Source organism: Thalassotalea euphylliae (assembly GCF_003390395.1).
Classification (GTDB): Bacteria; Pseudomonadota; Gammaproteobacteria; order Enterobacterales; family Alteromonadaceae; genus Thalassotalea_F; species Thalassotalea_F euphylliae_C.
On the sequence record NZ_QUOV01000001.1, the window covers coordinates 1,038,000 to 1,058,220 of the forward strand.

The window sequence follows — 20,221 nt, forward strand, 5'->3', positions numbered from 1 at the left end:
TTTATTACACAATCATAGGTTTATAAGCCGAACCTACAGCATTGATATTTCTTAATATATATTTTAACTGTATATGTATACATATGTTATAGCGCTCGCTTAATTTATTCAACAAACTAATCAAATTTAGGGAAGTTACTTAAAATAATTCTCTCAGGGAGTGTATTAAATAATACTCTGGTTTCTTAACGAAGCAGCTTTCTCACTACTAACTAATAATTCTCTGACTAGTGCTGCTGTACCATTTAATTTATATAACTTTAAAAGTTCCCCATCTATGAGGTGTACTTGAAGGTTTGATTTTATCATTGTGGCCTCAGCGTACTGGACTGCTGCTTTAGTAAATTTCCCGCTTGTAACAATAATTACTCCATTGGCAGTATTTACTAATGCATTTCCCACTTCTTTAGCTACAGTAGAAACGTGAATAGGTGATTTTGGTGTATTTTTGCATTGAACAAGCCATTTGGAGTAGAAGATCCCTTGCTGTTCAAAAATAACGTCAACTTCTGCGCCTCCCGTATCTGAACTCATAGTTCTAAAGCTAGAAAACTTTAAACCCAAACTTTGACCTATTAAAATGGATAATTCTTCTAAAGCGATACCCTTTATATGAGTGTCTTCAGATTCAATTTCTTCAAATATTTGTGACAGGGGCTTCGTAACTCTCATATCAGTATTGAAATTATCGTTTTTGTTATCAAAATCTTTTGCTGTAAGCTCTGATAAATCCTGAGTTGGCTCAACACTTCCTGAATTTCCTCCACGACCTTCTGAAGTTCTATGAATTTTCAGAAAGCCAGCCTCTTCTAAAGGCTGTATTATGTTGGCTGCTATCTGATCCATTTTGGATATATAATCACCATAGTGGGCTTTTGAATCATTTACTAAAGATTTTACAGTGTATGAAGATTGCTCTTTAGTGCGGTCTTCTTCCCATAAATGCTTTAGAAAAATAAACTGCTCGTCCGATAATGCCCACAATGAACTCGTAAGACCGCTATTTCTACCTATTATATTGTGGAATCGCTCTTCAATAATTGAATCTGAATCATCCAAAATTTCACACCAATTAAGCCATGTGGCAAACTTGGTATGATCTGTTGTACTTTGTGATACATTTCTACCTGTTTTTGTCTGAATACCAAGAGAATTTAACTCATCTGCGAGAAGCTTTTTGTTTCTTGGGCTTACGCCACGGCTTTTAAGACGATCCATGGAAAGAAGTATTTCAGTACCACATAAGATATCCACTAGATGTTTCGCAAAAACATCTTTTGCCTTTTCAGGTTCGTTTAGGATTTGGTTTCCTAGAGCAGTTAACTCTATTTGCTCTTCTTTAACTAGTAAGTAATTCCTTAGCCCAATCAATACATTACCAGCTAATTTATTTTGCTGGATTAATCGTTCTTTTGGGTCTGTTCTAGTTTTAGCTTTTTCTAAAAAGTATTCGTCACGAACTTTGTCAATGAATTGTGATCTATCATTAGAAGTTTTTATGGCTTCTAAACAGAAGAATAAGTCAATTATATTAGGAGTGAACTCATTCGTAGAGGGAAGGTATTTCTGACTAGTCATCACTTTTTCTTTCCTTGTAAAGATTTTCGTCAGTATATCAAGGGTTAAGCACATATAATAGTTTGATAACAATATAAAGTCCTTTGTTATCATTACGTTGATTAAGGGTAATAAAGGGGAACAGTTATTTTTCAAATAACAACAAAATAGAGCCTACAGTTGCATTTATAGGTATTTATGAAAAGCTTAATCTAGGCAGTCTGATTCACAAGTAGCAACTTGGTTGCGTGAACAATGATTGGTATTATTTTGAAGCCCTAAAACTTCTCCTAACTATACCGAACAACTGATATGCAATCCGTTGCTACCCTATGAGAAACAAGCGATATAAAGCCATAAGCACTAAATTTGAAACTAAGACCCTATTTTTAACCGTGAATGCAGGTGAAATTTCGATAAATACCTAGATTAAATTTAAGGTATTAACATGACACTATCCGATATAAAACTCATAAAGCCAACACCGCCAATAAAAGCTAAAAAAACCATCAAACCAAAGAAACCAACTAAATTAAAAGTAATTATCAATACTAACGTTGATGGTGAATAACGTTTCACACTAGACATATAACTGTTACTAGGTAAAGTGGTTAATCTCGGTGAAGATAATTGATTAAGGATGATTTATGAGTGATTGGGAATTTCTTCATGATATGCAAAATGAAGGTTACAGTGCTGACCAGATAGCCGATGCAGCTGCTTGTGGTTACAACCCTTGGGAGTGGCAACCTTTTGATGAAGGCGATTTACCTACCGCTGATTTTGAAATTGACCCTGAAATCCAGTTTATTTTTGAAGATTTGGTAGAAAGCGCTCAGGCTTATCATGATTTGACAGGTCGTTATCTGCAAATATGGGGGGAATTAGGAGAACTTTACGCAGAAGTGAAATTTGGCATAAAGCGGCATAAGCCCCATGTACAAGGCTCTGATGGTAAAATTGGCAATGATTTTGTTGAAATAAAAACGATTTCGCCTGAAAAATCAGGTGAACAAGTTCAAGTTAAACGAGCTGGTAATTTTAATAAATTACTTGTAGTCAAAATTACCGATAACTTTGAGTTTGAAGGCAGAATTATTCGTAGAAAGAACCTAACAAAAGGTGAAGGTAAGCATGCTAAAGTTTCATGGTCGGCTCTTCCTGACGAAAACGAACGTTAGTATGGTGTCATTGCTTTTTAGGCCCTTTAACTTTAGCTAACTCAGCATCTAAAAAGCCTTGCTTAGTAGCATCGATAATCGTATCGATTACCGTTAATAGTTCATCTTTGCTACCAACATCAATCGTTGGTTTGGTCTTTTGAATTTCCAGTGATTTAGTGCCGTATTTGATTTCAAAATAATACTTGTCAGCTGATTGATAAAACCAAGGGCGAACACGTTTAGGGCGTTTTACTTTTCGCTTTTCACCAGATTCATCATCAGTAATGAATACTTCCTTATATGCAACGAAATCAGTGTTTTCTAGTAAGCACTGAACCATAGCGCGTTGCTCATTTAAACGAGTAATCAACTTATTGCGTTTTACTTCAATAGGGCTAAAAGCTTCAACTTTAGGTTTAGCGATAAAGCTTAATGCTTGTAGTGGATTGGTTTTAGTCATGGTAACTCCTAATTAACGTTATAGGGTTACCATCAAAGCAATTAACTCATAATACAACAGTTACTTTTGTTGGCTTTTTAACGTGTTGGTTGGAAGGTGTAACTACCTTACTTAGTGGACACTATCATGCTAACCACACAACAAATAAACGAACTTGCATTAATAATTTTAGATGCTGATATCGATGTTAAAAATCACAATGAAGTAGATGAATACATTGGTTTGGTACTCGAAAATATCGCAGGTTGTGAGTGTTTATCTGATGATGAATTTAGGGCAATTGTGCAGCAAATACGGGAAGTAATAGAAACGCTTTAAAACCATTAAATTAACTCCCCGCACCATAGCTGTAGCCAAATAATATTGGCACAGTTTTTTTCTCTTTATAGGATATCCAGATCCGCTAACTTTTTATTAAGCATCAGGTTACGACTTAGCGGTCAGTTAATGTAGAATCCGCGTATGGATCCCGCAGCACTGCAAATACATGAATTATCTGACATTAGTAGAAAAACCAGCTTTAGTTGAAAAGCTAATAAACCAATCTTCATCCCCCTACAAACAAGAACTAGCAGCAATTGTTCGTAAAGCTATTGCTTTACTAAAAGCCAGCAAACTTGATGAATCAGAAGATAACTTTAACGATATGCTAGAAATGTCATTTGATAGTGCTCTCAATAGCTCTATAGATGCAAATTTAGTTGAACTATCAACGACATCAGAACTACTTTCCGATGCCATGTTTGAAACAAAGGGGTTTACTCATACGCAAGCAGTATCTGATGTATTGTATGACAGCCTATCAGATCCATTAATTTTGACTTGTAATCTAATCCATTGGTGTTGTCAGCAGATAAACGACAACTTAACTGATATTCAGTACTTCCATAAAATCCAGCTAGTTTACTGCCAACTTAATTGGCTATTTGCTGCCAATATTTCACTACATTATGCAGAAGATAGATTCTTCACCGAAGATAAAAACAGAACCAAAGTAAAGCCATATAACGAATACGCTTATCGTGTTGTGCAAGCACTCCTTGATAAAGGCCATCAACTTGAAGAGCTTGCCGTAGTTAGCTCTGCATTAATCACTCAGCTGCAATACGTCTTAGATAAGTTCAACAATCAGGAAAAGCTAACAGAAGTAGAATTCTTAGCGTTTGATCGCCAGCCAATTCCTAAGCAAGCTGACAATACAAATCAATTAAGTTCAGAAGCGCTGAAGGATCGATTTGAAAGTAAATGGGACAACGATTTTGGTAGAGGTAAATGGCGATGGGAGCGAAAAAAGTCAGGTCAGTTTGTATTACTTACTGCCAAAAGTATCAGTTACTTTCTAGACAAAGAGCAGAACAAAGAGAAAAAGCTTTCCGCAGCACTACGTAACAAACTATCACTTAAATTGAAATCCGGGCCTCGCACTGATGCTGTATTAGCAGCAACCCGAAACATGCTAAGTAAAGCGTGGAATATGCATTACGACAGTGAGCAAAAAAAGTTTATTAAGAGTTAATTGCCGATAGGCGCCATCGACAAATGCCACTATTTTTAAGCTGAGATACCTTTACGCCATCGGTTAGCAATTCCGCCAACCGTCATGACTTAAGGGTTAAAAAATGATTAAAAATAACATAATTCACCAATCAATCGAACAACAACTAAAACTTGGCGTAGAAGACAAAGAAACATGCTACGAGCACACTTCTATTGCAAACTTATCTTCAAGCTTTGTCGCTCACAGAGAAGACTGGCAAGCAAAGTCATTTGCTGATTCTGCGCTAGGAGAAGTACCTGCACTAGCAGGATACCTTAAGAACAAAGCGCAGGTTATAGAGCTTCACCATCCTGATAAAAGCGTTGGTTGTTTAGGTACTATCGTTTTTGCTGAAGATGCCGCAACATACTTTGGCATTGATTATATCAATAACAATGATACATCACGATTTGAGACCTTTGCATTAGCTACAACCGACAGTTTTGGCGATTATTATCCTAATTATTGCCTTAATGCGTTACTGGCTTGCCAAATCGCTATTGAAGCATCAACAAAACTACCACTCACCTTAAAGCATGAAGTTACATGGCAGATCGAACGAGATCACGCATTTGTCTGGCAATTCATTAAGCAAGTAATTTGTTTACCTAATAATGAGCAGGATAGTGAACTGTTAGCGCAAATTAAGCCTGTCACATTAGCACTCATCAATAACAGTAAGTTTTATTGGCGTTACCTAGAAGACCATAAAGCGACTGACTTTAATTTCAACATTAGTAAGTAACCTAATTTCACTATGTGCGTGAGCTTTGCTTGCGCACTCAAAAAAGGAACATGATCAATGACGTTAAAATATTTACCGCCAGAAGGGGCGTTCGATTTTGCTGCTGTACTGTTTAATTTGTTTAGTGGTTTAAGAGGGTGGCATACAGACCAGATAGCACCTTTGCAAGATGAAGATGCATTGCAATGGAAGCTTAAAAAAGCACCGTTATCAGACGTGGTTAAAGGCTTACCTGAGTCACCGATAGTAATGGTTAATTATCTACATCACCCTCAAAGGAATTATTCACTGATTTTACGCGATAAAGATACACCGATGTTAGTCGATGTGCATAACAGGTTAGGTGAAGGAATAGATGGCAATTATGCAGAAATATCCGCTGTTGAAGGTAATGTTGGGTTTGATGTTGAACCAAGCGATACCGACTTATTGGTTGCAGGCATGATTGTATTTCTGCTTCATTCATCAAAGCTTTCAAATGAAGTTAAAGCAATGTTGGTTGAAGGTTATAACTGGGCCATTAGACCGATGAATGAATATGCTTTTATGTGGAGCATTGAAAACCATGTACCACTTGCTCGCCTATTTGAAGCGCATTTAATTTCTGATTTTGTATTTGAAGAGCAAGAAGCATTCGACACTGAAGGAGGTAAGTGACATGAGCGTCATTAATTTAGCAGGTTATATCATCAACCACGCGTTTAGCGCATCTGAACCTTTAGTCGCTGCAGATTTGTCGTTTAAGCCGTTTAAATGTCACGTTACAGAAGTGATTAAAGATCTAAAATCGATAGCAGATTTTGACGTATATGGTGTTGAATCTACCGTCGGTACATACACGTTCTACTTGATTTTTGACGAACGTAATACGCCTAAGTTTTTAGTGCGAGATAGGACTGACGATGATGAGTTATACGACTGCCAATACTTTGAAAGTTATCAGTTTACGAGCACTGACGATGCTTATGAGCACAGTAAAACATACTTTATGGCACTTGTTAGCTTATGTCAGCTTTCAAATAAGGTATCTACGAAGTTTAAGCAGTTGTTATTGTGTTTCCTAGCTGAGTACCAGAGCCTTCAAGAGTACCCATATCAGAACTTTTGGTTATACAACAGCTATTACCTTATAGAGCTTGTTGAACAACACAAGCTATCTGATTTCGATTTCAGTTAACCAACATTGCGGTATCACCTAAGTAATACCGCTTAATTCAACTAATAAAAATTTTGATGCGTGAAAACCGTAGGGGATTTTTGCGCTCAAAATTCGGAGTTTGCAATGCAATTTCAATATAAAGAAAACAAAGTACGCTCAGCGTGCAACGCTATTTTGCGTTATCTACATGTTCACAGCTATACGCGAATTCAGTTAGAACAGTTGCTTAAAACGACTGAAAATCATGCTGATTTAACTCAAGCTTTTCACACCATTTTATATCGCTTGTCACAGCAACTTACCGCTGATGCAAAAGGTACGTTTAACGAGCTTACCTGTATTCGTCAGATTGGCAAATTACAGCTTAATCAAGCGGTATATCTACCTACACCAGAAGCACTTATTGGTGCTGGGTATAACACACAAGAAATCAACCACCGAATTACTGGTAATGGCTATATCCGCCGCAAATAAGGAGAACTATCATGTTAAAAAATTTAATCGCGACTACATTCGAAAACGTTTTTGATACTGCTAAACAGGCTAATCAAATCGAGCTTACATTGTCTGAGTTATTTGAAAGGTACTTCAAAACACCAGATGTAAGGGAGAGAAAAGAAGGCGCAGCAATTTGCATGGCTGAATTCGCTTACAGCGAAGCTGATGGCGAGAACAGCGTTTCTCGCCAAGCAGCCAATGTTCTATTGGTATATGCGCTTTGTTTTGATTTTGATGGTGATGCTACTAAAGCTCAAATCGATTCAATGTTTGCACCTTACGAAAATATTAAACACACCACGTTCAGTCACGGTGAAACGGTTAGCCAAGATGATAATGGTGAGCCAGTGCTTAATGAACGATATCGTGTGATTGTGCAACTTAAAAAAGCCGTAGCGCCAGATATTATTAAAGCTAAGACACAAGCATTAACTAAACACTTTACGGGGATTGATGGTTGTTCATTCGATATTTCTAGGCCCTTTTACCTGTTTGCTACACATCCAGATCGAGTGAAATATGCTTATAGTGAATATAGCGAAGGTAAGCTCCTAGATTTAGATGATTTTGAATCAATCGAAGCAGTAGCAGCAAAAGGTCAACTGGCTAACACTAACAATGATAAGACTCACCAGCCGTTACCAGCATACTTACGTCATTTAATTAAGTACCACTTAATGTCGCTCGGTAAATCGCTAAAATACGGTGAATACTTTCGCTTATGTGGTGCCATGATAAATGCTGGTTTTTCGCTTACCGATTGGCTTGATGTTTCAAAGGCAGTCAAGGCGAGCAAGTCACCGATAGAAGCCAGAAAGCAGTGGCAGTATGCACAATCACTTAACGATATCTCGCCACACTTTTTAACTAAGCTATTACGTGAGCATGGTAAAAATATTGATATTGCTGGTGCCAGCAATTTGAGTTCGTCAAAAATTAAGTTAATCGAGCAAGAAATCGCATCGATTGAACAAAGTATTGCGTTTATTCAGCAACAAGAGTCGTTACCTGATAATGAAAAGGTAGCGCTGATTAAAGAAAAAGAGCAGCATAAAGCAGACAAAGTTAAAGCACTTAATGAAGCGAAAGACGATGCGGAAGCCAAAATTGAAGAGCTTATACTTGAGTTACTTAATCAACGTGATTTGTACTATGTGCAAGATGAAGATTTATTCTACGAATATAAGCGTGATACAGGGCAATGGCTGCATCACCGACCTAGCTCATTACCTCGAAGCAAAGCGTTCTTACAAACGAAAGGTGCGTTAAAACGCTTTTATGAAATTCTCGAACAAACTGGGCGCAACCTTCAAAATACGTCATTTTCGCCGCTAGAGTTACCTAACTACACTTTAAATCAGTTCCGTAAAGATCACTGGTTACAGCCACTAGAAGGTGATTACCATGAAGTATTCGATATTTTACTTAACTCGCTTGGTGATTTAAAAGAAGAAAATATACTGCATATCAAGCAGGTTATTGCGTGGAAGTATTTACACCCCTATGAGTATAAGCTGCCCGCATTAGCTAATTTTGGTGGTGGCGGTACGGGTAAAACTTTATTTGCTGATTTATTGCTAGCAACAATATTTGGTCAACATCAAGTGCACTCTGAAAAAGAAGATAGTAGTAAAGATTTTAACGGTTTGTACGAAGGTAAAATGGTGGTGTTGCGTGATGAATCTAGCTTCGATAATGTCGATATGGAAAAACTAAAGGCAGTATTGGGTAAACCCACGTTAAGCGTTAACCCTAAATTTGGTAAAGAAAAGGTCGTTTACAACGCTGCATTGCATATTGTCGCTGGTAATAATTCGTCAGGACCAATAAAGCTTTGTAGAAGCAAGTCAGATCGTCGTTTTTCGATTATAAAATCAAGCCGCTCGATCATCGAACATACGATGTTACACCGTAAAATGAGTCATAAAGACGCTGAAATTTGGTGGCATCAGCATGAGCACATTCTTAGTGATAAAGTTGAAGTTGCTAAGTGGCTTAACCATATTCTTGATACGGTAGTTGACTTACCTATGCGTCCTACAGCGTTGCATGGTCAGGATTATCATGATTTACTTAAAGCGCAAGCAGGGCCAGAAGATTGGTTGATAGAGCACGTGTTTGATGATGAACAGTTTAAGTTTATTAGCGGAGATGAATGCTTTGAGCTTTATACGCTTAGATGTGAGCAGGAAGGTGTTAAGCCGGCGTTTAATCGAAACTCATTTATCGCACATATAGATGATAAGTTAGTGCTCAGTCATGCGCACTTACATTTAGGGTATGGTCCAATTAAAGTAGAGTTTGCCCCTAGAGATAAAAGAACACGAACAGGTTGGTTAGCAGGTCATGTTGAAAAAAATGCGGTGAAAATTACCGATTGTCAGTATGTGGGTAAAGATCACGATAATAATAATCGAAAATTTATTATTGAACGCGAATGTGAGCCAGAGTTAGCTGAGTTTTAAGATTACTAGGATTGTACTGGGATTACTAAGTAATCCCGCTACAGCCCACGTAATTTGTGGTGATAATTAATAAAGGATTGGTAGATTATAGATTTTATAAATTTTTTATTTTAGTGATCGTCAATGTAGAACCGCAAACGCTGAACACGCAGCAGTATTGTAATCCAATAATCTGAATCGCAGGGAGTGGGTGATTGCAAATCGCCCACAGCCCTGTTAACTCGCACGAGTTAACACATAAGGCGGTATCATCAGCTATAACAAGCTGGTAAGTAAATCACCAAATCCCATCACAGCACCGTTAATTTGATAGGTAATATTATTACTTGGGTTATACCAACCAAGTGGTTCACCGTTTGGGTTTCTTATTTCAACACGATAGTTACTTAAATGATGGATAAACCCCTTCAAACTACCATCTGCGTTTTTTAATGTGGTTACTGCCATATCGATATTTTCTCAATTACTTTACGTAAAAATAGCATCAAACCAATTAGCAAATAGTGCAACGGATTAGTGTAAAAACTGGGTGTTAAATTCACGCGATTCGCTGTTGTCAGTAAGCGACTAACGGATGGATAGTAACGTCATATCAACGGATTTAACAGGACATTGTTATGACATTAATTAAACAGAAATCAGGTATTTTTCAGGTACGTTTTATGGTTGACGGTAAGACGTATCAAAAATCATCACAAACCAAAAATAAAGCCAAAGCACTACAAATTGAACGTCAATTTCGCCAAGAAGTGTTAGATAAAAAACTACTTGGTACTAAAGATACTATCGGCTTATATGACGCATTAGATAAATTTCAATCATCAAAGGTAGGTTTGAAATCTTACCTTGATATCAGTAATAAAATTCAAGGATTAAAAAATTACTTTGAAGATAAACCACTGAATAACGTCACTAGTGCTGATGTTGAACATTATATTTTAGTGCGTAAGCAAGAAGGTAAAGCTGCTCAAACCATTGAGCATAGCATTATCCAATTGCGTGGCTGTGTTGATTACATCAGCAGACTGGATTATCAAGTACCGATGATTCGTTTTCCAAAGATTAAAGTATCTAATCAGCGTATACGCGCATTAAGCCGTGATGAAGAAGTGCGATTATTAAACGAGTTACAACCTGATAATTTAAAGTATTACCGTAAATTAACGCCACACGTGGATAGAAAAGAGCTATTAAATCAACGACAAGATAACTTTGATTTAGTGGTTTTATTACTTGATACAGGGGCTAGATACAGCGAGATAGCACAACTCACTTGGCAACAAGTTGACCTTAAATCGAAAACGATATTATTACGCCGTTCAAAAACCAATAATGAAGCAATACTTCACTTATCAAAACGTGCCTATAACGTATTAGTATCACGGAGTAATAGTAAAGCTCATGCGAAGTGGGTATTCACTGATAAAAGCGGTGATAACCACCGTAAACATTCAACTATCGCTATTCGTAACGCTATTTCCAATGCTGGTATTGAAGACTTTCGAGTACATGATTTTCGCCATACCTGTGCTAGTCGATTAGTGCAAAATGGTATGACGGTTCAAGAAACCGCGCATATTTTAGGGCATAGCAATATCGCTACTACTATGCGCTATGCACACCTTGAAAAAACGCAAGTTGCAGAGAAGATGAAAGCAGTTATTGATCGGTTTAATGATTAGTTTGTTCTTGATATATTCTTTTTAAAACAAAAGGATGTATCAATGACTAAAATTCTTCGACATTTTACTGCTAATGATGAGCAGTTAGAGCCTTTCAATTTCAAGCGTGAACTTTCAATGGAATCTTACCTAGTAGAAAACGAAGGTGTATTGGGCTTAGATAATGATGTTTTTGCAAGTGATAGAATTGCAATTATTGAAGAGGAATTAACGTTAAAACAAGGACGTGCTAGTAAAGATACTGATGGCCGAATCGACATATTAGCCACTTATTCCGATGAATATATTGCTGTAATTGAACTAAAGCTAGGACAATTAGAAGATATTCACTTGGTTCAATTAGAAGATTACCTTAAGCAAAAACATCAAATCATTGAAGAATATCCTGACATTATAAGTCAGGAGGCATCGACAACTCCAAGCTGGATTGGTGTTTTAGTTGGTTCTTCGATATCTCCAGAGCTTGCTGCAAAAATTACTAATGGATATCTTACTTCCGATGGGATTCCAATTGCTGCATTAACGCTTCAGCGCTTTAGAAGTTCTAGAGGTAACGTTTATGTTACGACTGATACTTACTTTAAAAATAACTCTAATTCTAAAGATACAACAAAGTATCTTTTTGATGGTGAAGAGTACGGAAAAGGTCGATTAGTTTTAGCTGTGATTCAGCGTCACATAGAGCTAAATTCAGAGATATCTTATGCAGAGCTAGCTAAACAGTTTCCAAAGCGCTGCCAAGGCTCCAAAGGTGTTTTTACATCAGCAACTGAAGCTAATGAAATATACACTAGTACAGGTAGAAAAAGACATTTCATTGCACCTGAAGAGCTTATTGAATTATCCGATTCTACAATAGCTGTTTGTACTCAGTGGGGTGTAAAAAATATTGATAAGTTTATTTCAAGGGCAGTAGAGCTTGGTCATAAAATAATGGTTGCTAATTAAAGGGAAAACAATGAGCTTTTATATCATTGGTAGTAAGTATGGTAATGCAAAGCATGGTTATACAGATATTTACCCAGAGTTAATTAAAAAAGGTGTCGTAGCGGTAGGGTTTAACTTTAATGACGACTTAACAAATTATGTTGGCGCTTCTGAAAATGAAATATCTAATCACTTAAAAAGTAAATCTGCTTCATCGGATTCAATCTCTACATTAAAAAAATTTTTAAATTTAAAGGTAGGAGATGTAATCGCAGTTAAGCGTCATAGCTCCCCAAGAGGAAAGCAAGCTAGGCTTGTAATCGGTGCATTTGCTATCGTTTCGGGTATTAACTCTGTAGATTATAAACATTGCGATACGCTAGGTCATACTATATCCGTCGATTTTATCGATACTGATTTAAACATTGAGCTTCCGCTAGGTTACGGATTAACAGTTCATAAACTTAGTAATCAAAAACATATAGACATGATTTTTTCGCCAATTGTTGTTGAAAAACAGGATGATGGTGAAGTAACAACAAAGATTAAAAATACCGCTGAGTCGTTAGTATTACGCACCGCATCTTATATTCAGAGAAAGTTACACAATCGCATTCAAAATAATTTGGTGAAACAACTTGAATTAATCTATGAGCCTTCATCTATAAAGGTGGAAAAGAACTATGTTGATGTAATGGTTGAAACAAAAGATGAAATTATTCTGTATGAAGTGAAGTCATCAAGAACGCCAGATAATTGTATAAGAGAAGCTTTAGGTCAAATCCTTAAATATGGCTATCAATTGAAAAAAAATAGCTCTAAGCCTATAACGTATGTCATTGTTGGGCCAAGTGAAGTTAACAGTTCAGCGGATAGTTACTTCGGTTATATTCAAACTATTCTAAATGAAAAAGTTGAATACCTTTGTGTGCAACCTTGACCTTTTAGCACATAAAGCAGATAGATATTTGATAACCTAAGTATTAGAAATAAACTTAGTGATTAATAATACCAACAGTAGTTTGTAATAAATTCATCTGCTTTTTAGACCACATCAAAATTACCATACTTACCAACTGTTTTCACTGGTGCCAATACCCAGTTCGGAAATTTACACCAGCAGATAATTTACCCTATTCGTCAAAACGCCACTGAAAATGCGGGGTAGGTAATACCCCATTAAATCAGAGCAACGGATCACATCCTTTTTGCCATGCGAAAATTCGCGAGTAAATGATATTAATACCCTAATAACCAATTCGCCCTAATTGGGTTTATTCAATTTCGGTTGGATATTGTGCCTATGGGTAATGTCATTGGTTTATCAAAACTAACGTATAGCTCACTATAAATCCGGGGTAGGGGAGTTATTAGTGTTACTGGATTTGGTGTAAGAAATTAACCAATCAACAGAATCAAAAAAGCCCCAGCGAATGCTGAGGCTTATGATGAATGGTGCCGACTGCCGGAGTCGAACTGGCGACCTACTGATTACAAGTCTTACCTATAATGACCACTTAACTATTTGTTTCTAAAAAAATAGTTGTTATGTACACATCCTACAAAAAATCCGTTTTTGATAAAAAACGGAGACATTTCATTAATGTTTGAATTTCTAAAGGGCTAGAAACGAGAAAACCGAGCAAAGCTCGGTCTCGTGGAAAGCCTACCTAAATATTTAAGAGACTTCTAAATCTGTCTTTGGCGAGTTCAGATTATTCAATCAGCTTCATTCTTGCTGAGGGGCTCCCCTTTGTCAAGCAAAAGTCGATAAGTCTCAAATTCATAAGTTGGCTTTCCATTTAGCTCTGACTTTTATTTTTTTATATGTCCAATAAGCGTATTGAAATATGCGTGCTAGCCCTTAATCAACAGGGAGCGATCGTTTGTATGCTTTGGCCACAGTTCTGAAAATAGAAGTTAGATTGCTGGAGAACTGGGAAGCAACATAACCAATACCGGCAAACGCAAAACCGTACTAGAGAAGTGCTTAGCGCAACAGACCAAGAATGAGAACGCGAAGATAAAATCTCTCTAGTGGCTCGCAGCGTGGTTATATCCTTGTGTGAGGATTGCGAGCTAGTTAAAGCCACCCACATGGACTTTAACCCTTGTAGCGACTGTACCGTAACGACGGCTAGTTGGCTGAAGGTAATACGGCAACCTTTACGATATTTCGTAAGGGAAGCCGCCGCTTTGCCTTTTCACTTCCTTTCCCTTCACTCAAGCTAGCACAAAGCAAGGCTTAATATTCAAAGAGTTGTTTGTTTTGAATGATTAATTTTTAGATCTATATAAAAGATTATGATTTGTTGATTGTGAAATATGGAGAATTAATGTTTAAAACTTGTGGTCAAATCTTTGATTTGTCCATCATGTTTTGAATGTGAGCAGTGACCTATTTAGTATTTATAGCGCCTAAATCTATAGCTACATTTATATTGTTTATATCTTCAGTAATAGTATTGTTGTTTTTGATAATTTTAATAGCTTCGACAAATCATAACTTTAACGCAACTATTAAGTTATACAATGAAGTGAAGCAAGGTGAAGATGAAATATCATCGGAAAGTTTATTTCAACAACATACATCAAATTTTTTGCCAAAAGCACTTAACAAACGACCAACCACAACGATATTTTTTGCATTATTGATTATTGTAATCTTTTATATATGGCGTTTATTCATTTAAACTTGCTAATACGTTTCTAGATTTAGAGGGATATAAACATGAAAAAGTTAATAATATTGGGAGTTTTGATAAGTACCTCAGCTGTTGCTGATTCAATACCTTCAATTGATGAATTTGCTAAAAGCAAAGAGCTTCGCAACGAATATAAAAGTAAGTGTAGGGGATATTCTATCTTTGAAAAGGATAAGTTCCCTAAGGTGTGTTTTAATTGGTCTAAAGGTTCCGAAAAAGCAATTGTTAATGCGCCACCGCCAGATTTTTCAAGCATCAAGATTGAAAAGAAAAAAAGCCCTAATTTAACTACTGTTACAGATGATGTTGTTAGTTATTTGCAAGCTAAGTGCAAAATGAATAAAACCGAAGCTAAAGAAGCTGCCAAAAAGAGCTTTAGGACAACAACACTTGTTTCAACTTTTGATCGCTTTGGCGAGCAAAAGTATCAGGAAAAGCTTGCACAAGTAAAATGCTCTCATTTTAAGCCATTGTTTTAAAATAGTGATTCTCAAAACAGTCTACTTATTAACAACGTTAATATTTCTGCATTGTTAAATTGATACTGAATTAGTTATTAAGGGTTGCTTATGACATTTGAAGGTTTTATAACCGGCCTAATCATTGCTGGAGCATTTTTTCTTTTGACGTTTTTTTTATCTAGAAATATTGATAAGTAATTCCTAAGAGTTTACACGTGTAAACACGTAAATTTATTTCGTAACGTACGTTACAATAGCGTGAATTCATTTTGCATTAGTCATTTCTACTTTTGTAAATCCCTATATTTAGACAATAGTCTTTTATCAAATTAGCGTTTACACGTGTAAACGCCTCTTTTTCCATTTTAATGTTATTCTTTTTTTTGCAATTAAGAAGGCTAGCTATTGGCAGGTTTATACAGTCTCAGTTCTCATGCTATTTATAGGAATAAGTGCGGGGGTTGATTGATTGCAGGATACGCATTGTGTGTTACAATGCCCGCATATTCTATTCGCCTGTATTTAAAATCAACCCCCGTATATTAATGGAAGTGATAAATGGAGAAGGCTGCTAAAAAGAAAAAATCAAGAATAGATGTCTACTTAAGTGAAGATGTTCAATCAGCTTTTAAAAGTTATTTTGTAGTGGTCAACTTAAATTGGCCACGGTTTTGTATTCAAGCCAGTATCTTTTCTCTGACTCATTTGGGGTTAAACCAGCATTGTAGTGATGCGGCCTAACTGAGCTGTAATAACCAACAATATAATGTGTTATTTCAGCTCTAGCTTCAGTAAAGGAACGGTAACCCGTTGTGGGTATCCATTCTGTTTTTAAACTTCTAAAGAATCGCTCCATCGGGCTATTATCCCAACAATTACCACGGCGACTCATGCTTTGCTTTATCTGACAACGCCATAGCAATTGACGGTAGCTTCGGCTGGTGTAATGCGTCCCTTGGTCGCTATGGAACATCACACCTTTAGGCTTACCACGCATCTCATAAGCCATCATCAGTGCTTTGCTCGTCAATGCTGTATCAGGCGATAGTGACATTGCCCAACCAATCGGTTTTCTCGCAAATAAATCAATAACAACTGCTAAATAAGCCCAGCGATTGCCAACCCAGATATACGTAACATCACCGCACCAAACCTGATTCGGCTTAACCACATCAAACTGCTGATTGAGATGGTTAGGTGTCGCCACATGCTCTTGATTTGCTTTTCTATAACGGTGCTTCGGTAACTGGCAACTCACCAAGCCTAAACGTTTCATATAGCCTGTCGCCCTGAAACGTGAAATATCATAGCCACGGTCTATCGCTATCGTGGATATTGTACGAGAACCCGCTGAGCCATTACTTTCACGGTGGATTTGCTTAACGACAGCGATTTCTTTTAATTGCTTGCTATTCGGCTTCTTAGAGCGCTTATTCCAATACTTAAAGCTACTGCGATGAACATTAAATGTTTGGCAAATGGTGAATTCCGCATAGCTCTCTTTGAGTCGTTTAATTAGTTTAAATTGTTCATCGAGTCCGACATCAAGAGAGCGGTAGCCTTTTTTAGAATTTCCTTTTCTAATTCAATGCGTTTTATCTTTTTCTCAAGCTCTTTAATCTTACACTGCTCTGGTGTCATTGGGCTGGCTTTGCTGGTGATGCCTTTGCGTTCATTACGAAGCTGACGCACCCACTTATCCATTGTCGACTTACCAACGCTCATCGCTTCTGCTGCTTCTCGAACGGAATAACCTTGATCAACAACTAATTGAGCAGCTTCTAATCGAAATTCTGGTGTGAAATTACGTTTGCCTGTTCTTGTCATTTTGTCACCTAATCAATTTTATGAGGTGATGATACCACCTCTAACTAGGTGGCCAAATTTGTTATACCACTACAAGCTGACAAGGACATACCACCTGCGATAGATGCTGCCATTTCCTTAATGTTCTTTGCACCAATAACCATGATAAGAATTACTACCCATATAGGAGCTAACTCTGCCATACGATAATTTTTTGCTGTCTCCTCTAGTGTATCAAGACGGCTATCTAGCAAATTTCCGAATATGGCTAAGTAAGCAACAATCAGTAGGAATACCATTTGAAAGCTTATTAGCTGAACAAACCAACGCTCAAACCAACCTTTAGTCTTGTCGGATAAAAGACTAAGAAACATAAGAGGGCCGAAAGATAATAGGACGCCTGTTGTGATTTTCGCTATTAGATAGATGGCAAAAATAGTTACTCCGTATGTTAACGCTAGAGCGGTGTTAACACCTGACAACAATACCCCTACAACCATATTGTTAGCTTCATTGATTTTAGCGTTCAGTAGCATTACTTTGGTTGCTTGACTATCAAGTAACTGAGGAATGGATTCAAAGCTTGGGATAATAGTTTGAATCAAGGTCATAGGTGTTTCAGTAAAAACACCATGTACCCAGTAGGTGTAACCAAACGCATTTAATCCTAGAGAGAATATGACGAATAAGGTGAAAATATGTCGCATGAATTCTTTCATTGATATATCAACTACACCGCGCCACATTGCTAAACCTAGCATGACAACCCACAAGACAAATACAGGCTGAAAAAATTCATACCCTTGAGAAAATATGTTAGCAAGAGAGTTAGTAACAGCGTCATCAATATTGGTAACGATAGTCTCCTCTAGTCCTTCAAAATTTAAACTAACCACAACTATCCCTTACGCTTAGCTTCAAACGCTTCAAGGCTCTGCTTCTGAACTTGCATTAACTCCCTAGCGTTTCTATTTTTTTCTATTTGCTCTTTAGAATATTTATGGCTATTTAGTACGTTACCTGAAGCATCTTGTCGTAATGTTCCTGATGTAAGCTTTCTAGCCTTACTTAACACGTCCTTCCGCATAGCCCAATAAAAAGAGCTTTTTAACTCCTCGACAGAAGCTTCAATACCGTATTTTTTAAACAGAGCTACTTGCCTCTGCCACATTTGTTGGCAGCGCATACCGTTATCACCCATAAAGTCGATCATTTCTTTTTTACAATCATCTGGATATGGAAACGCATCGAGTATCAAAGCATTTTCTACTGATAGGTAGCTAGTTAACGGGTGTTCGGCTGCTACTGCCTTTCCGAAGTTAGTTAACATCGTTGGTAGCATATAAACAAACCACACACCTGCACCAATAACAAACGCCTTTAAAAACTTATCCATAACAACTCCTCTATATAGATCTAAGTAAATTTGAGTGAATCCGAGAGAATCACAGTTGAATTATGAAAGTAAAGCGTGATACAGTCAAATCTGTTTTGATAAAAAGGCTATATAAATCAAATAGATATATACCGTATTTGGTACTTTTTGAAAAATGATGGTAGGTGTAGAGTGCGACTACTTGGGAAAGGACTCCCGCTATTTGTAAAGACTGAATTAAAAGGCAAATGTTGCACGTGTTTAATTTGAGATAGTGTGAGGAGACGTTATGAGTAGTACGTTTTTATCAAAAGACGAAGTGGCAGATTTAACTGGTGTGAAGCGGAAAACAACGCAAATGGAGCAACTCGCCAAGCAAGGAATTAAATTTGTATTGGGTAGAGATGGCCACCCCAAAGTATTGCGAAAGTCTATTGAAGATAGATTAGGAGTGATAAAGCCCAAAAATACAGAGCAGGAGCCTATACTTTTTAACAAAGTATAGGGAGGCTAAATTATGGGTAGGCAGCGTTCAACAGGAAACATGCATCTTCCAAAAGGCATGATCTTCAACAAGAAGGGAAGCGTTTATTATTATCGAACTTCAGGGCAAAAAGATATAAGGCTTGGTAAAACTTTTACGGAGGCCTTTATTGCTTATGAAGAGCTTACAGGCGCTATCTGTTCCTTGATAACAATGAATGACGTTATAAATAGGTATTTGGTTGATGAGTCTCCTAAGAAGGTTTTATCAACGCAAAAAGAAGATCTGAGAATAGCTAAAAAGCTAAGAGCAGCAATAGGACATTTTCTTCCTTCCCAAGTGAAAGCAAAACATGCGGTTCAGTATCTTCATCATAGAGCAAAGGAAGGCTCTCCAGTAGGTGGTAATAGAGAATATTCATTGTGGTCAGCTATTATGACCGCTGCATTTAATTGGGGAATTATTGAAGAACAACCATTCCTAAAAGCTGGTATTAAAAAAAATCCAGAAAAGCCAAGAGACAGGTTAGTAACTGACGAAGAGGTCGCAGCGTTTTTAAAACACGTTCCTGAATGGCTAAATTTATACGTTCAACTTAAGTTAGCAACAGGGTTACGTCAACGAGATATGTTGCGCCTTGATAACACTCACTGGAATACTTTAGAAGGGTTGAGGGTAGGGACTTCGAAAACATCAGTTAGAATAAATTTTGAATCAACTCAACACTTATCTGACATTGTAAACGATATCAAAAGACTAAATGGTTACACATCTAAAGGAGCTACAAAGTTTAAGTGGCATTTTTTTACAAGTAGACTGAACAAGCCTTACACAGAAGGAGGGTTTGAGACTATGTGGAGAAGGTATATGAACGACGCAATATCTTCAGGTGACTTGAAAGAAAGGTTCCAAGAACGAGATTTAAGAGCCAAAGCTGCAACTCAGTGTGAATCGTTGGTACAGGCATTTGAATTATTAGGCCATAAGAACATTTCTACGACGAAAAAAATTTATAGAAGAGGGTACAGTAAGGTCACGCCGTTATCGCCTTATGATGAGTCGGGCAATGAACAAAACATTGAAAAAAAATAATTAAGTAGGCATTATCTGAAAAAGATCTTTAAAGGACTAAAGATTTAATTCGCTAAGGAATGTTATTAAAGCATATAGCGGATTTTTGTAGGAAACAGTGTGTTT

21 protein-coding genes are annotated in these 20,221 nt (G+C 37.0%); 15 read left to right on the forward strand and 6 right to left on the reverse strand.

Annotated elements, in window-relative coordinates; all coding sequences use genetic code 11:
* Nucleotides 1–165: 165 nt before the first annotated feature.
* A complete protein-coding gene (locus tag DXX92_RS04565) occupies nt 166–1,578 on the reverse strand; it encodes a restriction endonuclease (protein ID WP_181901689.1) in 1,413 nt (470 codons plus the stop codon).
* A 427-nt stretch (nt 1,579–2,005) separates the two neighbouring features.
* Between DXX92_RS04565 and DXX92_RS19310 the strand changes: the two genes are divergently transcribed.
* Nucleotides 2,006–2,128, forward strand: coding sequence for a hypothetical protein (locus tag DXX92_RS19310; protein ID WP_281269068.1), 123 nt, complete (start codon nt 2,006–2,008; stop codon nt 2,126–2,128).
* 76 nt (nt 2,129–2,204) lie between these two features.
* Nucleotides 2,205–2,738, forward strand: coding sequence for a hypothetical protein (locus DXX92_RS04570; protein ID WP_115999363.1), 534 nt, complete (start codon nt 2,205–2,207; stop codon nt 2,736–2,738).
* Between the two features lie 7 nt (nt 2,739–2,745).
* Here the strand turns inward: DXX92_RS04570 and DXX92_RS04575 are convergent, their stop codons facing one another.
* Complete coding sequence (locus tag DXX92_RS04575; protein WP_115999364.1) at nt 2,746–3,180, reverse strand: DUF6641 family protein; 435 nt, start codon at nt 3,178–3,180, stop codon at nt 2,746–2,748.
* Nucleotides 3,181–3,306: 126 nt separating this feature from the next.
* On the opposite strand from DXX92_RS04575, the gene DXX92_RS04580 reads away from it, so the two are divergent.
* The 7 genes from DXX92_RS04580 to DXX92_RS04610 all read left to right on the forward strand — a co-directional run bounded on the left by DXX92_RS04580 (nt 3,307) and on the right by DXX92_RS04610 (nt 9,584).
* Nucleotides 3,307–3,498, forward strand: a complete 192-nt coding sequence (locus DXX92_RS04580) for a hypothetical protein (protein ID WP_115999365.1) — start codon at nt 3,307–3,309, stop codon at nt 3,496–3,498.
* A 169-nt stretch (nt 3,499–3,667) separates the two neighbouring features.
* Nucleotides 3,668–4,696 carry a hypothetical protein gene (locus tag DXX92_RS04585; RefSeq protein WP_115999366.1) on the forward strand — a complete coding sequence of 343 codons (1,029 nt, stop codon included), beginning with the start codon at nt 3,668–3,670 and terminating at the stop codon, nt 4,694–4,696.
* Nucleotides 4,697–4,799: 103 nt separating this feature from the next.
* A complete protein-coding gene (locus DXX92_RS04590) occupies nt 4,800–5,462 on the forward strand; it encodes a hypothetical protein (RefSeq protein ID WP_115999367.1) in 663 nt (220 codons plus the stop codon).
* 57 nt (nt 5,463–5,519) lie between these two features.
* Nucleotides 5,520–6,119, forward strand: a complete 600-nt coding sequence (locus DXX92_RS04595) for a hypothetical protein (RefSeq protein ID WP_115999368.1) — start codon at nt 5,520–5,522, stop codon at nt 6,117–6,119.
* A 1-nt stretch (nt 6,120) separates the two neighbouring features.
* Complete coding sequence (locus DXX92_RS04600; protein ID WP_115999369.1) at nt 6,121–6,639, forward strand: hypothetical protein; 519 nt, start codon at nt 6,121–6,123, stop codon at nt 6,637–6,639.
* Nucleotides 6,640–6,744: 105 nt separating this feature from the next.
* Nucleotides 6,745–7,095, forward strand: a complete 351-nt coding sequence (locus DXX92_RS04605) for a hypothetical protein (protein ID WP_115999370.1) — start codon at nt 6,745–6,747, stop codon at nt 7,093–7,095.
* Between the two features lie 11 nt (nt 7,096–7,106).
* The gene (locus tag DXX92_RS04610; protein ID WP_115999371.1) at nt 7,107–9,584 is read left to right on the forward strand and encodes a primase-helicase family protein; all 2,478 of its coding nucleotides are present in this window, start codon (nt 7,107–7,109) and stop codon (nt 9,582–9,584) included.
* A gap of 255 nt (nt 9,585–9,839) precedes the next feature.
* On the opposite strand, the gene DXX92_RS04615 is transcribed toward DXX92_RS04610, so the two are convergent.
* Nucleotides 9,840–10,031, reverse strand: a complete 192-nt coding sequence (locus DXX92_RS04615; protein ID WP_115999372.1) for a hypothetical protein — start codon at nt 10,029–10,031, stop codon at nt 9,840–9,842.
* Between the two features lie 170 nt (nt 10,032–10,201).
* Here DXX92_RS04615 and DXX92_RS04620 point away from each other — a divergent pair, with 170 nt between their 5' ends.
* From DXX92_RS04620 to DXX92_RS04640, 4 genes are all read left to right on the forward strand, one after another.
* Nucleotides 10,202–11,266 carry a tyrosine-type recombinase/integrase gene (locus DXX92_RS04620; RefSeq protein WP_115999373.1) on the forward strand — a complete coding sequence of 355 codons (1,065 nt, stop codon included), beginning with the start codon at nt 10,202–10,204 and terminating at the stop codon, nt 11,264–11,266.
* A gap of 42 nt (nt 11,267–11,308) precedes the next feature.
* The gene (locus tag DXX92_RS04625; RefSeq protein ID WP_115999374.1) at nt 11,309–12,214 is read left to right on the forward strand and encodes a hypothetical protein; all 906 of its coding nucleotides are present in this window, start codon (nt 11,309–11,311) and stop codon (nt 12,212–12,214) included.
* Nucleotides 12,215–12,224: 10 nt separating this feature from the next.
* The gene (locus DXX92_RS04630; protein ID WP_115999375.1) at nt 12,225–13,133 is read left to right on the forward strand and encodes a hypothetical protein; all 909 of its coding nucleotides are present in this window, start codon (nt 12,225–12,227) and stop codon (nt 13,131–13,133) included.
* Nucleotides 13,134–14,924: 1,791 nt separating this feature from the next.
* Nucleotides 14,925–15,377 carry a hypothetical protein gene (locus tag DXX92_RS04640; RefSeq protein WP_115999377.1) on the forward strand — a complete coding sequence of 151 codons (453 nt, stop codon included), beginning with the start codon at nt 14,925–14,927 and terminating at the stop codon, nt 15,375–15,377.
* A 631-nt stretch (nt 15,378–16,008) separates the two neighbouring features.
* Here the strand turns inward: DXX92_RS04640 and DXX92_RS04645 are convergent.
* From DXX92_RS04645 to DXX92_RS04655, 3 genes are all read right to left on the reverse strand, one after another.
* Nucleotides 16,009–17,186, reverse strand: a protein-coding gene (locus DXX92_RS04645; protein ID WP_115999378.1) for an IS3 family transposase whose coding sequence is annotated in 2 segments (ribosomal slippage) — nt 16,009–16,919 and nt 16,919–17,186 — 1,179 coding nt in all. Because the reading frame shifts where the segments join, the coding sequence is not laid out codon by codon here.
* Nucleotides 17,187–17,230: 44 nt separating this feature from the next.
* Nucleotides 17,231–18,061 carry a type IV secretion system protein gene (locus DXX92_RS04650; RefSeq protein WP_115999379.1) on the reverse strand — a complete coding sequence of 277 codons (831 nt, stop codon included), beginning with the start codon at nt 18,059–18,061 and terminating at the stop codon, nt 17,231–17,233.
* A gap of 2 nt (nt 18,062–18,063) precedes the next feature.
* Nucleotides 18,064–18,561: a hypothetical protein gene (locus tag DXX92_RS04655; RefSeq protein WP_115999380.1), complete on the reverse strand. Its 498-nt coding sequence runs from the start codon at nt 18,559–18,561 to the stop codon at nt 18,064–18,066.
* Nucleotides 18,562–18,829: 268 nt separating this feature from the next.
* Between DXX92_RS04655 and DXX92_RS04660 the strand changes: the two genes are divergently transcribed.
* The gene (locus DXX92_RS04660) at nt 18,830–19,045 is read left to right on the forward strand and encodes a DUF4224 domain-containing protein (RefSeq protein ID WP_115999381.1); all 216 of its coding nucleotides are present in this window, start codon (nt 18,830–18,832) and stop codon (nt 19,043–19,045) included.
* Between the two features lie 12 nt (nt 19,046–19,057).
* Nucleotides 19,058–20,116, forward strand: a complete 1,059-nt coding sequence (locus DXX92_RS04665) for a tyrosine-type recombinase/integrase (protein WP_115999382.1) — start codon at nt 19,058–19,060, stop codon at nt 20,114–20,116.
* The last annotated feature ends 105 nt before the right edge of the window (nt 20,117–20,221 follow it).

What these genes read in the sequence shown, in the direction of transcription:
- DXX92_RS04565 (WP_181901689.1), bottom strand. Translation starts at nt 1,578, where the DNA reads ATGACTAGTCAGAAATACCTTCCCTCTACGAATGAGTTCACTCCTAAT.
- DXX92_RS19310 (WP_281269068.1), top strand. Translation starts at nt 2,006, where the DNA reads ATGACACTATCCGATATAAAACTCATAAAGCCAACACCGCCAATAAAA.
- DXX92_RS04570 (WP_115999363.1), top strand. Translation starts at nt 2,205, where the DNA reads ATGAGTGATTGGGAATTTCTTCATGATATGCAAAATGAAGGTTACAGT.
- DXX92_RS04575 (WP_115999364.1), bottom strand. Translation starts at nt 3,180, where the DNA reads ATGACTAAAACCAATCCACTACAAGCATTAAGCTTTATCGCTAAACCT.
- DXX92_RS04580 (WP_115999365.1), top strand. Translation starts at nt 3,307, where the DNA reads ATGCTAACCACACAACAAATAAACGAACTTGCATTAATAATTTTAGAT.
- DXX92_RS04585 (WP_115999366.1), top strand. Translation starts at nt 3,668, where the DNA reads ATGAATTATCTGACATTAGTAGAAAAACCAGCTTTAGTTGAAAAGCTA.
- DXX92_RS04590 (WP_115999367.1), top strand. Translation starts at nt 4,800, where the DNA reads ATGATTAAAAATAACATAATTCACCAATCAATCGAACAACAACTAAAA.
- DXX92_RS04595 (WP_115999368.1), top strand. Translation starts at nt 5,520, where the DNA reads ATGACGTTAAAATATTTACCGCCAGAAGGGGCGTTCGATTTTGCTGCT.
- DXX92_RS04600 (WP_115999369.1), top strand. Translation starts at nt 6,121, where the DNA reads ATGAGCGTCATTAATTTAGCAGGTTATATCATCAACCACGCGTTTAGC.
- DXX92_RS04605 (WP_115999370.1), top strand. Translation starts at nt 6,745, where the DNA reads ATGCAATTTCAATATAAAGAAAACAAAGTACGCTCAGCGTGCAACGCT.
- DXX92_RS04610 (WP_115999371.1), top strand. Translation starts at nt 7,107, where the DNA reads ATGTTAAAAAATTTAATCGCGACTACATTCGAAAACGTTTTTGATACT.
- DXX92_RS04615 (WP_115999372.1), bottom strand. Translation starts at nt 10,031, where the DNA reads ATGGCAGTAACCACATTAAAAAACGCAGATGGTAGTTTGAAGGGGTTT.
- DXX92_RS04620 (WP_115999373.1), top strand. Translation starts at nt 10,202, where the DNA reads ATGACATTAATTAAACAGAAATCAGGTATTTTTCAGGTACGTTTTATG.
- DXX92_RS04625 (WP_115999374.1), top strand. Translation starts at nt 11,309, where the DNA reads ATGACTAAAATTCTTCGACATTTTACTGCTAATGATGAGCAGTTAGAG.
- DXX92_RS04630 (WP_115999375.1), top strand. Translation starts at nt 12,225, where the DNA reads ATGAGCTTTTATATCATTGGTAGTAAGTATGGTAATGCAAAGCATGGT.
- DXX92_RS04640 (WP_115999377.1), top strand. Translation starts at nt 14,925, where the DNA reads ATGAAAAAGTTAATAATATTGGGAGTTTTGATAAGTACCTCAGCTGTT.
- DXX92_RS04655 (WP_115999380.1), bottom strand. Translation starts at nt 18,561, where the DNA reads ATGGATAAGTTTTTAAAGGCGTTTGTTATTGGTGCAGGTGTGTGGTTT.
- DXX92_RS04660 (WP_115999381.1), top strand. Translation starts at nt 18,830, where the DNA reads ATGAGTAGTACGTTTTTATCAAAAGACGAAGTGGCAGATTTAACTGGT.
- DXX92_RS04665 (WP_115999382.1), top strand. Translation starts at nt 19,058, where the DNA reads ATGGGTAGGCAGCGTTCAACAGGAAACATGCATCTTCCAAAAGGCATG.